This is a genomic window from Paenibacillus sp. DRB1-1 (genome assembly GCF_052119485.1).
Taxonomy (GTDB): Bacteria; Bacillota; Bacilli; order Paenibacillales; family Paenibacillaceae; genus Paenibacillus; species Paenibacillus polymyxa_B.
On sequence record NZ_JBODQH010000001.1, the window covers coordinates 1,511,674 to 1,524,071 of the forward strand.

The 12,398-nt window shown below is 49.1% G+C and carries 10 protein-coding genes and 1 riboswitch; all 10 genes read right to left on the minus strand.

Annotated elements, in window-relative coordinates:
- Positions 1–157: 157 nt before the first annotated feature.
- Positions 158–829, minus strand: a complete 672-nt coding sequence (locus ACQW03_RS06570; RefSeq protein WP_013369584.1) for a methionine ABC transporter permease — start codon at positions 827–829, stop codon at positions 158–160.
- On the minus strand, positions 822–1,547 hold the full coding sequence (locus tag ACQW03_RS06575) for a methionine ABC transporter ATP-binding protein (protein WP_441948852.1): 726 nt from the start codon (positions 1,545–1,547) through the stop codon (positions 822–824). The genes ACQW03_RS06570 and ACQW03_RS06575 overlap by 8 nt, the downstream gene beginning before the upstream one ends.
- Before the next feature lie 139 nt (positions 1,548–1,686).
- Positions 1,687–2,478, minus strand: a complete 792-nt coding sequence (locus tag ACQW03_RS06580) for an energy-coupling factor transporter transmembrane component T family protein (RefSeq protein ID WP_441948854.1) — start codon at positions 2,476–2,478, stop codon at positions 1,687–1,689.
- Positions 2,453–3,904, minus strand: a complete 1,452-nt coding sequence (locus ACQW03_RS06585; protein ID WP_441948856.1) for an ABC transporter ATP-binding protein — start codon at positions 3,902–3,904, stop codon at positions 2,453–2,455. Before ACQW03_RS06585 ends, ACQW03_RS06580 begins: the two co-directional genes overlap by 26 nt.
- Entirely contained in the window at positions 3,904–4,500 is a 597-nt protein-coding gene (locus ACQW03_RS06590) for an ECF transporter S component (protein ID WP_441948858.1), read from the minus strand. The genes ACQW03_RS06585 and ACQW03_RS06590 overlap by 1 nt, the downstream gene beginning before the upstream one ends.
- 300 nt (positions 4,501–4,800) lie before the next feature.
- A riboswitch (TPP riboswitch) is annotated at positions 4,801–4,910 on the minus strand.
- A 44-nt stretch (positions 4,911–4,954) separates the two neighbouring features.
- Positions 4,955–5,752 carry a TatD family hydrolase gene (locus tag ACQW03_RS06595; protein WP_441948860.1) on the minus strand — a complete coding sequence of 266 codons (798 nt, stop codon included), beginning with the start codon at positions 5,750–5,752 and terminating at the stop codon, positions 4,955–4,957.
- Positions 5,753–5,772: 20 nt separating this feature from the next.
- Positions 5,773–8,382: a polynucleotide kinase-phosphatase gene (locus ACQW03_RS06600; protein ID WP_441948862.1), complete on the minus strand. Its 2,610-nt coding sequence runs from the start codon at positions 8,380–8,382 to the stop codon at positions 5,773–5,775.
- Positions 8,379–9,821 (minus strand): 3' terminal RNA ribose 2'-O-methyltransferase Hen1, encoded by a 1,443-nt coding sequence (locus ACQW03_RS06605; protein ID WP_441948864.1) that lies wholly within the window; start codon positions 9,819–9,821, stop codon positions 8,379–8,381. Before ACQW03_RS06605 ends, ACQW03_RS06600 begins: the two co-directional genes overlap by 4 nt.
- Before the next feature lie 21 nt (positions 9,822–9,842).
- Entirely contained in the window at positions 9,843–10,661 is an 819-nt protein-coding gene (locus ACQW03_RS06610; protein WP_441948866.1) for a nucleotidyltransferase domain-containing protein, read from the minus strand.
- A 20-nt stretch (positions 10,662–10,681) separates the two neighbouring features.
- A complete protein-coding gene (locus ACQW03_RS06615; RefSeq protein ID WP_441948868.1) occupies positions 10,682–12,247 on the minus strand; it encodes a limonene hydroxylase in 1,566 nt (521 codons plus the stop codon).
- Positions 12,248–12,398 lie beyond the last annotated feature (151 nt).

A 12,398-nucleotide genomic window follows, 5' to 3' on the forward strand; every position in this document is an offset into this window, starting at 1 on the left:
ATCTATGAATTAATTTATAGGTTAGAATCCCATTTCAAAGGCGAACGCTAACGCTTCTCCAGATTCAAATCCTTCGCTTCGCTTTTGAGGCACTGTAAAGTCATTTTCACTTCCCATAGTGGGTGGTGCAAGTGTAGCGAAAAGTTACATTTTTGCCCTATCGCTTGTCGATCCGGCGGGATATGGTGCTTCCGGTGAACTGGATCGTTTGTACGAAAATAATCATGACGACGATGGTGAACGCCATCAAGCCTGTTTCAAAACGCTGGTAACCGTAGCGGATGGCAAAATCGCCTACCCCGCCGCCGCCCACAATGCCCATCACCGTGGAGTAGGAGATGAAGCTAATGGTGGACGTGGTCAAACCCAGTACAAGCCCAGAACGAGCTTCCACGTACAGAAATTTAAAAATAAGCTGGAGGGTGGATGCCCCCATAGAAGTAGCGGCTTCAATTACACCCTTGGGCACCTCAAGCAAGGATTGCTCCACCAGCCTCGAATAATAGGCGATGGCCACCACTGACAAGGGAACCGTAGCAGCCATCGTGCCCAGCGCCGTCCCTACGACCAGACGTGTAAATGGAATCATAAACACGACAAGCAACAAAAACGGGAACGAGCGGATGACATTGACCACACTGTTCAAAATGGTGAACAGCAGTCGATTTTCATATTTTTGCCCTTTGCCGCACAAATACAAAATCGTTCCTGCCGGAAGCCCTAACAGTACAGCTGCTGCGATAGAAATCCCCACCATGATAAACGTCTCTCCGATGGCTTTCCATATCTCAGACTGATATTGCGCAATGATGCTCAGCATTTCATTCATCAGCTTCACCTGCTTCCGCTGTTGAACCTACCGCAGCGTCAGCTACACGTTGCGTTGAAAGCAGCTGCCCATCCCGCATTTCTGATACACGGGTACAAATATTGCGTACCACGTCCATATCGTGCGTTACGATTACAATGGTAACTCCCAGTTCCCGGTTGATCTCCCGTAACACGCCCAGAATATCCGCGGTTGTCTGCGGATCAAGCGCCGAGGTCGGCTCATCACACAGCAGCACCGCAGGTCGATTCGCCAGCGCTCTGGCTATCGCCACACGTTGCTTTTGGCCTCCGCTCAGTTGTGCCGGATACTGTTCTGCTTTATCAGCTAAACCGACGAATTGCAGACATTCGCGCACACGTTCCGCTCTCTCTTTTTTCGCGACACCTGCCAGCTCCAACGGCATTGCCACATTTCCACTGACCGTCCGATTGTGAACAAGATGATAATGCTGAAAAATCATCCCTATGGATCGCCGCGCTTCACGGAGACGTTTTTCAGGCATGCGAGTCAGATCTCCCCCGTTCACAACCACGTTTCCCTCATCCGGCCTTTCCAATACATTCATCAACCGGAGCAACGTAGACTTACCGGCACCGCTGGCACCTATGATACCGTGAATTTCCCCCTCCTCCACTTGAAGGGACACGGATTGAACCGCATGAAATTGGCCGCTTGAGGTGGTATAATACTTGCTTACCTGATGCAGCGTAATCATGAAACCTGGCCTCCTGATGATCCATTTCTCAGGGAAAATGTAATAAGCCCGCCAGCCCAGGCGGGTCTGTACGAGCCGTCAATTCCCATTGCATTAATATACCACAGAGCAGAAAACGGGCAAAGCCTTTTGACAACAATTAACGTACATCCCACACCCCCACATAAGGAAAGCAGATACCGAGTCCCCAAGCCAGCGTAAGCATGATGACAAAATAGATTATGAACACAATATCTACAGCCGAATAGCCAATCGCATAATAATACGTGCGTTTGGTTTCATTGGGAAAACCCTTGGCTTCCATGGCAATAGCAATTCGCTGTGCACGCCGGATACTTTGAGCGAGCAGCGGAATTGCATACCTGCGAAGCGTGGCATACATATTCCATTTGGACACATGCTGATGTAAACCTCGAATGCGATGGGCTTGTCTCAATGCCTGGAATTCCTCCACCATCATGGGCATCAACCGCATGGCTGCCAAAAAGCTATACGCATACTTCGGAGAGAGCCTCCATTGCTGCATCAGTGAATAAAAAAGGTCCACCGGACGAGTCGTTAAACCAAACAGCAACCCTACCGCAGCCATACTCAGCGCACGAAAGCCCAGATGCATGCCTCGGTAAAAGCTTTCCTGCGTTATATGGATCAAGCCCCATGTCCACCAGGTCGTCACCCCTTTGCCGAACATCATCATGCCCGTTGAGGTTGAAATAAACACCAATATAAAGGGAGATCCATACAGCAGCAGCCGCTTCCATGGATGGCCTGACCAGACAAGCAGCAGCAGCATAGCACACGCAACATTAAACATGACATTCGGATCATGAATGACTATAACGACCACAAACAGTATGGAAAACATAACGAGCTTTAGGCCCGGGTTCACACGATGCAGCCATGTTTTATGATGGGGAAAGGACAGACTCATACCGTAGTTCCCCTTTCTGAATCCGCCATATATCGGTACAATATCGACGGACAATTTCCGGGTCATGCGTGACCATCACAATGGCCGTGCCTGCCGCTCTCAGCTGCTCCAACATATCCAGCATGACAAAGGTATTACGCGCATCCTGCCCAAAAGTCGGTTCATCCAGCAGCAGCACTTCCGGCTCACGGATCATAGCCGTAGCAATACTCAACCGCCTTTTTTGGCCCAACGAAAGCTGATACGGATGACGTTCGTCCAGCCGCTCCAGTCCGAACTGTACGAGCATCCGATCGACCTGTTCCCGGCACTGTTCAACGGTAAACAAGCTCTTGGGTAACGAATACTCTAGTTCCTTTCGTACGGTGTGTGCTACGAATTGCAGCTCGGGATTTTGAAACGCGAACCCGATACGCTCTGCCAGTTGTTCCGTACTGCCTGCCTCAATTCCGCACATGCTATAACGTCCCTGTGTTCGAAGTAAGCGCATCATGGAAAGCAGCAGCGAGCTTTTGCCAGCTCCGTTTTCACCGACCACGCCAATCCAGTCGCCAGGCTTCACCTGCGCATGCTCCACATAAATCACTGAACTTAAACTACGGAGGCCGCTAAAATGTTCCAGATCCAGCAAATCAATCCCCGCACCGTTCTGTTGCGTCACCGCTTCACTCCAACGTGGCGAAGACGATTCATTCCATACTCCCGGATACCACACACCGTACTCGGACAATGCCTGCCGATGCACATGAAATACTTCTTCCGCCCTTCCATCCGCAATAATCTCCCCTTGAGCAGAAAGCACTACAATCCGGTCCACATCATGGACAATTTCATTAATTTTATGCTCCACGATCACCAGTGTCTGGTCTACCGAAATGTTGCGAATGGTATCCCACACCTGTGTAGTGCCTTCCTCGTCCAACAAAGCCGTGGGCTCATCCAGAAAAAGCACTTCTGGCTCCATAGCCAGCACAGACGCAATCGCTAGCCGCTGCTTCATTCCCTGTGACATGCTGCCAATGGGCATGTGTATATCCTCCGTCGATAGACCAACCTGCATCAGCAACTCGCGAATACGGGATCGCATCTGCTCACGAGGAACCTGATTATTTTCCAACACAAAAGCCAGTTCCTCATCTGCATATGACATACAAAACTGCGTATCAGGATCTTGAAATACAATACCTGAGACACTTGGGATTACAGCAGCATCGCATTTCATAGGCACTTCTATCGTGCGTGGAATCAGACCGCTCAGCACTTGGAGCAGCGTTGATTTACCGCATCCACTCGGTCCCAGTAGCAGCAGCTTTTCTCCCTTGCGGACAGACAAAGACATATTGTGAAAAAGCAGCTCCTGCTCACCGGGGAATTTCAACCGAAGACGGGTGATCGAAGCCACCACATCTTCGGTTGCCTGGCTCATCAATCCAGCCCCTTATAATCTTGTTCCGTTGCAGGCCTCAAACTTCGCGTAACTCCGGTTATCTCCAACGCCTTAGCCAGATAGAAAGCGAATACCCCGGCAATCACAATGCTGCCAATCATGCGAAAACCAATATACAAAACATAGTTCCAGGTCGAAAGCTGATCAATATACCCGTAGCTGAAGTCTAAAATTAGAGAAGCGACAGCCGCCCCAGCCGCAGCTAGCGAAGCAACCCACAGGTTTGCGTTCCGATACAGAAAAGCCGCAAAAAACAGCTCCGCTCCCAAGCCTTGCAGCAGGCCATAGTACAAAGTGGACATCCCCCATTCGCTTCCCAAAAAAGCACTGACCGTTGCCGCTGCCACCTCTGCCAAAATTGCAACACCTGGCTTGCGAATGATGAGATAAGCAAACGTGCCTGCCATAAACCACATGCCATACATCAGTTGCTCGGCGTGTAGACCAAATGGTTTCATTAAATCATAGGCAGGTCCCCATATTTTGTAGACTAACCCGAACACAACAGCGATCACAATCGTGACCAAAATATCAGTCAGCTTCAACCCTTTGGACGCTCTTACAGCAGTATTCATTATTGCGTGCTCCCCTTTTTCCTTATAATTGGCCTCTTGGCCATAAAAAAAAGCTTGTCTGGAGCTGAATCTCCAGGCAAGCTTTATGCGCAGTAAAAGGTGAAGCACCATACAAAACATCATTCGTCGATATTCCTTATATAACCAGTAGTCTAAGCTACTACACTGATACCAAGCCAAAGTCAGGGTCAAAGCAAAATGCTCCATGGATTAGGTAGCTTTTTACAGTCCCGCAGGCGTATAGCTTGATTATAGGACATACATTGAATCTATCGACAACCGCAAAACAAGCGGCATTCCTGTATAGTGTTCTTGGTTTCTCTACGCTGGCATTACCCAGATCAGATTTCACGGTCAGTGGCAAGGGCCACCCTCTCAGCCTGACTTTCTCAAGCTCCCGACAATGCTTTTTTAATTCACTATAATATATACCACATCTATGGCTTTGACAATCCTATAATCCGAAGAAACGTTTGGCTGTCTCCGTCGTGGCGATTTCGATCTCCATCATGCTTCGGCCTGTACATTCGGCAACCGCAGTAGCAATGTGAGCGAGATACATCGATTCATTACGCCCTTCTTTGGGCTTCACGGGCAAATTACGCGGGGTCAAAAATGGAGCATCTGTTTCAATCATCAGACGGTCCAAGGGAATATCTCTGACCAGTTCACGCAGATGTTTGCCACGCCGTTCGTCGCAAATCCAGCCGGTGATCCCGATATACATTCCCATTTCTACATACCTATGCAATTCCTGTTCCGTGCCGGTAAAACAATGCACTACCGCTTTATCGACAAGCCCTTGATACTCCCGAAGCATAGCGACAAAATCCTCATGTGCATCTCGTTCATGCAAAAATAACGGCATATTCAGCTCACCCGCCAGTTGGATTTGCTCGTCAAACCATCGGCGCTGCACATCACGCGGCGAAAAATCACGGTTATAGTCCAATCCGCATTCCCCTATGGATACGACCTGCGGCTGACTCGCCAGCTGGCGGAGCTGCTGAATCGTATCTGCGTTGCAGTCTTTGGCATCATGGGGATGCACGCCAGCTGTCGCATACAGCTTGCCCGGATAACGTGCTGCATACTGAGAAGCCTCCCGACTGCTGCGGACACTGGTCCCGGTAATAATCAGGGGTGAAATCCCTACAGCTGCGGCTCTCTCTACCACCTGTTCCCGATCCGCATGAAACGAACGGTGCATCAAGTTCACGCCAATATCAATTAACGGTGTACCCCTTTCCATCTCAATCCCTCCTTCGCAAACTACAATCTCGGATCAATCGGCTCCGATTCCAGAGATAGCGCGGCAAGGACGCATTCATGAATACGATCTACCGTATCCTTGCGGACAAAACGTTCCACGGCTTCCATACCAAGCGCTCCCTCCATCAGGGCATGACGCTCCTTTTTGTTCGTTCGACGCTGCTTCAGACGCTTTAAATTCTCAGGGGCAAGATAATCCATACCGTAAATGATGTGCAAATACTTCCGGCCTCTCACCTTGATTGCAGGCTGAATCATCTTGTCCCGATTTTTCATCAAAAAGCGTTCCGGCTTGATCACAATCCCCTCATGACCATCCTCTGTCATCTCGTTCCACCAGCGAATGACCTCTTCCTCGCTTGCTTCGTCCGTGATAACGCGATACTCTGTCTTCATAAACAGAGAAGACAGCCTAGCCAGCTCCCGGTTTTGCTCCATATGCCAAATATGAGAATGGCCGAAAAAAGTCTTTCCGCTGTGTGCCAGCGTATGGAACGGTGCGATACGAATTTCATCCAGACCGTCCACATCCCAGCAATATTTTTGAAAAGCCTCTTGAAACGTTACGGCATTCGCGTACTTCTGTTCCATTTCCTCCAACCAGTCTCCAACCTCTCGACCTGCAACCTTCGCCTGCTTCAGCTTGTCTAACAACTTACTGCGATCCAGCAGAGCTGCCTCCCCCACATGCGCATACTGTGCAGCAATCAGTTCCCGAGCCTTGAGATTCCACGGTACAATTTCCGCATCCAGCAATACAAAATCCGTCTGATTCCGTTCAAAATATCCAGCAGTCCGTAGATCCACATTCAGCTTCTCCAGCACTTGCTTCCCAAGGCTTTGTTCAAAGAAAGCTCTCCCACCCCGACTATAGATCGTGCCCAATGTCGGGTAGCCTACATATTCAACAGCGGCCTGTTCGTTTTTGAATAATAGTAGAATAGCCCGGCTACCCATATGTTTTTTCTCGGCCACCATCGTTTGTACTCCTTGCCCGCGATAATAAGCCAGCGCCTCACGTGGATGCTCCAGATATCCTTCCTCTGCAGACACCGCTGGAGCAGGGCTCATCGTCGGTGGAATATACACCAGCTCCTCCATGGGTACAGTCACATGTGACACGGTATCTATAGCGGATTTGATCCATTCTCCTTGTACGCGCACTTCGCCATACGATTCCGTCAGCACACTGTAACCAGCGATTAGCTTGCGTAAATTCGGCGGGGAAAACCGTTTTCTCTGCCACCGGACAAGTGGGCTATCGGGATCATTCGCATAATTCTCATGTGCCGGAACGCTGACAAATTCCTTTTCCGGATAACGATAAGCGGTCAGCATACCGCCAAATACCACACCCTGATCAATATTCACCGTCTGGTTCACAAGGGTAGGCTGCGGTCTCGGATCATGTCCCCATACTACTATTTCTCCCGATTCATGGTCCACGAACCAATCCTTACGGATCGGTTTTCCGTTCGCATCCTGCCCCTCCGTATCTCCATAGCGGCAATAATCAGAAATACGTGCCGACTGTTTGCCAATAAAATGATCCTTAATCCCGGCATGAGCCACGACCACGTGTCGCAATCCATTTCTGCCAAAAATAAGATGAGAGGGTGCATGTAGCAGAAAATCCCTTAACTCGCTTCTAAGCTGTTCCGCCGCTGTCTTGCCCGCTTTTTGCTCATATTGGGCCAGTTCCTCTGCAAATCGTTCATCGCCATGACTGAGAGTCACCTTTCTTCCATCGAGGTAACGGCCGATTTTCCAGCCATGATTGCTGTCAATCATATACGCTAGTCCGGCATCCACGTGCTTTTTCCAGAACTGCACCGCTTGTAACGATTCTGGGCCACGGCTCATCACATCCCCGACAGATACTAGTCTTCTACCATCTGGATGATGGTATAGTCCTTCCGTATCTTCCGTATATCCTAGCCGCTCTATCACTTCCAGCATCTCACGGTAGCACCCATGGATATCACCAATGATGTCAATACCTGAACCAATCTCATGAAACAGTGGCTGCACACGGCGAACAAAGTTCATTTCTTCTACATCCTTAAGGACATAGCAAGCGTTAAAGCCTTCCTCACGGATACCACGCAGGTTCCGTTTTAACAGCTGTGCCTGCTGCTTGACCCGTTGGCGGCCACGCGGATGCTCCCTGCCTAAATCACGTTCCAGCAGCACAGCTTCGGGTACATCCAGTACCAAGGCCATAACAGGAACATGAGCCTTGGCTGCCAGCTGTACATATTTCTGGCGATCCTCAGCGTACAAATGAGTGGCATCCACAACCGTCAGCTTATTCAAGCGACAGCGCATAGCCAGAATCGTATCCATCGCCTCAAACGCCTTGGCTGACATTTGCTGATACTCATAGAACATTACGTCCGATTCCAGCCTTGGAAGTCCACTCCAGTCTATAAATTCCGTATCTCCAACCAGCTTGCGAAAATGATCCGAGGATACCACTTCTGTCTCCATTAGAATCCCTTCGCTCACCAGCCTGTCCAATAATGTGGTTTTGCCACTGTTGGAGGCCCCCACCAACACAACCAGTCCAGCATGCGGTAAATGAATCGTACGTTTGGATGAATTGCTCATGCTTCCTTCTGCTCCTTTCTGCGCGTAAATATAGCCATTTGGGTCGGTTGTCCAAAGCCTTCGACCTCTTCTCCGATCCCCTTCAGCGCTATCGAATAAGGAGCTTCCTCAATCCACTGCTCACATCGTTCCTGAAACTCGCTTCGATTCCATTCAAAACGGTGATCGCCATGCCGCAGCTCTTGCTGGTTCATGCGATATACTTCATTATATTCACGATTGGGAGTCGTCACGATCAGCACATTTGGCTGATACTCCGTCACAATCGTCTTCATCACCCGGTTCAGACGATGCTCGTCCACGTGCTCAATGACCTCACATAGGATCATCACATCTTTGCCCCGCAATTGTTCATCATAATAAAAGAGAGAGCCCATCATGGGTGTAGGAATGATCGCGTCGGTATGCCTTTCCAGCTTGGCAAAACGCTCCATGGCTCTCACCTGTGCATACGCAGACGGCTCCACCGCCCAAATTTCTTCAATGCCCGTCATTCGGGCCATCCGAGCCGAAAGCTTCCCTTCTCCTGAACCAAAATCTACGATTTTCTGTCTGCGAGGCAGCTTGCGAATCACGTCCATAATAGCTTGATACCGCAGCTCATTCAGCCGTACAGTAGGCTGTTGATTCCCTTCCTCCTGTGGCTGTTGAACCTGTTCGTGCTTATCCTTTTGAGCTTGGACAGTTTCCTTTTCAATATGTTTTTTAGTACCTGTTTCAGCAGAATCTGATTGCTCAAATTGCTCAATCAGATTGGTAAAACGAAGCGTGCGTCGAATGATAAGCTCGCGTAGCGGATGCTCTGGCAGCCAGCCTTCACCGTAACGTCTCAGCTTGTCAAACTCTTCTTCACTAATATAGTAATGCTTATAATTATCCAGCACCGGAATCAACAGCAATAACTGACGCAGCGCATACTGTACCGTCTGGTGACCACTTAACGTGACATATCTGACGGTGCTTCGATTTTTCAGCTGAAAAGAATAATCCGCTTCCCCTCGTTCTATGGCCACTTGATAGCCCAGCGGAGCAAATAGTCCCTCCACCACAGAATCCGGCAAATCCGAAGCAACGGGCCCAAACGATAACTCCAGCGCAAAAGGGTGCGTCACCCATTCTGTATAGTCTTCCTTGGGTTTGCCATTCAGGGCTGTGCCAAGCGAGCCACGAATATAGGTGCAAAATAAGCTGCTGGTTACAAACTCCCGGTCATTAATATATTGTGTAATATCATAGCTGTCCGGACTGTTTTTGACCAAATCAATCGAATCTGGCGAAGCCTGAATGACGATCTCAACCTCTTCCTCGGTAAAAACGGTGTACACCATGCGTACACGTGCGCCTTTTTCTGTGCGATCATACGTATTGTAAGGATTCTTAGCAAGCAAATGCGAAATCATCCCTGCATGGGTTCCGGTTGCTTTTAGCGTAATGTGCATACTCCACTTCTCCTTCCCAACTTATGCTTTCCATACTTCATTCACCGCAGCGCGGAACAAATCATCCAACTGCTGATCAAGTCCACTCTCCATATGCTGAAGCAAGGGCGCCTTTTGTTCAAAATAAGCAATTTGCTGCTGGATAAAATCATTCACCACCGAAAGCCGTGGCTCAATATTCAGTTCCTCGCCCGCTTTTTTACGTTGCAGCAAATGCCCGATCACCTGATAAAGTTCTGTATCGGCCGGAATTAATTCCTCTAGCAAGTCTACGAATTCCATCGGAGGCATGCTGTTGTAACGTTCAATCCAGCCACAGGCCAGCAGTGGACGCAGTACATAAAAATACTTTTTAATCTTCACCTGTTCTCCTTGCAAATAATCCCGATAGTTCCCTCGCGCCATATTCAGGTAATGGTACACACAGGACTTCGGAGAGAAGGTTAACGGCGATATCGCACGAATCTGGTCAGCCACTGAATACTGCTCCAGATAGGGAATCGGAGATTGCAGCCATTCCAGCAAAGGCGGATTGGACTTGCGAAACAAATGGAGTGCCTTTTTCAAATCCCAGCCGTTCATATCCAGCAAATTGCTGATTGGTCGCTCAATCACATCCCGCTTATCAAAAATAGACAAATACCATTCTACGGGTCTTACATAGATAAATCGTACATCATAGTCACTGTCCTGTGAAGGAAACCCCCATGCCCGACTGCCTGATTCACAGGCGTACACAATGCGCACCTGCTCCGCCTGCTCCAATGCGCGCAGCTCACGCAAAATCATTTCGCGCATTTCCGGTTGAATGAACCCCTGCTCATGCTTTATATCTGTCATGTTGTTCCCTCCCCGATCCTTTATAGTATTTCCCGAATCTGTTCTCTAATCGATTCCTCCGTTTCAGCTACCGATAAGCGGCGAAGGCGCTCTGTCGTTTTCTCTCCCCACATCTCAGAAGACCACACCTTGAGTACATGAAGCGCTGCACGGCGATTGGAGGTCACCGGACTCCAAAGCCCGGCAGCAACTAGCTCTTGTCCCATTCCTTCGTGAGAAGACAATAGTTGCAACAGCATACCCAGACATTGATGCGCTTCATACTCCAGTCCATACCCAGGTAGATCAGCAGGGCCGGAAGCAATCTCTCCCAAGGGCAAGTGCTGTTCTGCAAAAGCCACCAACTTGCGTACCCGCTGTTCATCCTCTGTCTTGATGAGTTCAAAGTACAGAGTCGGCTTAACTGGATATCTGCTTAATTGATCAAATAGCACAGGCCATACATCTAGTGTCAGCATTCGAGCTACACGAATGGCGTAGTGGAGATGAGGTGAATCTGCATGCTGCAATTCCTGCTCCACCAGCTTCACCCACTGCGGATCGTCCATCATCTGCTGGCACAGCGACGCGTAACGTCTACGCAATTCCGGTGTCCATTCATGCTCATAACGTGTCTCCCATGAATCGTCCTCTTCATCCAGAAAGTCTGCAATATCCATGATGATCGTAAAATGCTGCACCGTCGTGCACATGGCCTTGGCATGACGAAGGTAGTTACCTATAACCATAGCGGCATGCTCATAATCGTCTATACTTTCCGCAGGTCCGCCTGCTGCCAGCAAAGCCGACAATATATCGCCTGCCCCTTCAAACAACTCCTGATCAATCTGCGGAACGGCGATGGCTGTATGCAGCTCGCCTTTATGAGCGCACTCATAAGCAAGATATTCATACATGACATTATTGCGGAATCCTTCCCGCAGTAGCCAATCACGTATTTCTTGACGCGCAGGCTCCAGCCGTTCCACTACGTGAATACGTCCCCATCCATGTACTTGATTGGCTAACGTATACAACTGTTCATTGGCTTGCTCCGAAATATTACGGATTGCCACAGCCGCATATAGCGTGAATTCATCATGCTTCGCTAGTGTAAAAATAAGCTCGTGATGCTGCTCTGTCTCCAGTAATCCAAGCAATGCAATGCCGATTTTCACCACATTACGGTGTGCTCCATGTTCAGCCAGCCAACGCGCTTCCTCATACAATCGGTCTGGCTGAATTGCTGGATGCTGGCGCACCGCATCCAGCAACGGATCAATCAGACTGAGCGCATTTTCCTCCATCAAGCGTACATACGTCTCACGTCTCGTCTTCATTCCTGGCTTACGACATTGTCTGGACAACAGCTGCACCAGATCCTTGATTTTGTCGGCTACATGCTCGCCAGCACCATGATGCCCAAATGCTCCATCTAATCCTCCTGCCACCCAACGCATCGTGTGACCTGCCCAATATTCTTCATCATCCGGTAATTGATCATCAGTAAGCCTACCCTGAGTATCCATTCCCTGCATAATCGTTTCATAAATCGAAAGCTTGCCTACCCATGGATATAACACTTCATTTTTGCGTCGTCCAAACATGTTGCATCACCCTTCTGTTATGTATTGCTTCTTATTTCATCGTGCTATCTTATATTTCTATGATGCTTTATTTTGGAAGTCGTGAACATGGTGAAAGTATTACAAAGAAGAATAATTTCCCTTTTTCCTGCATCCCTTCCCTGTTAGAATA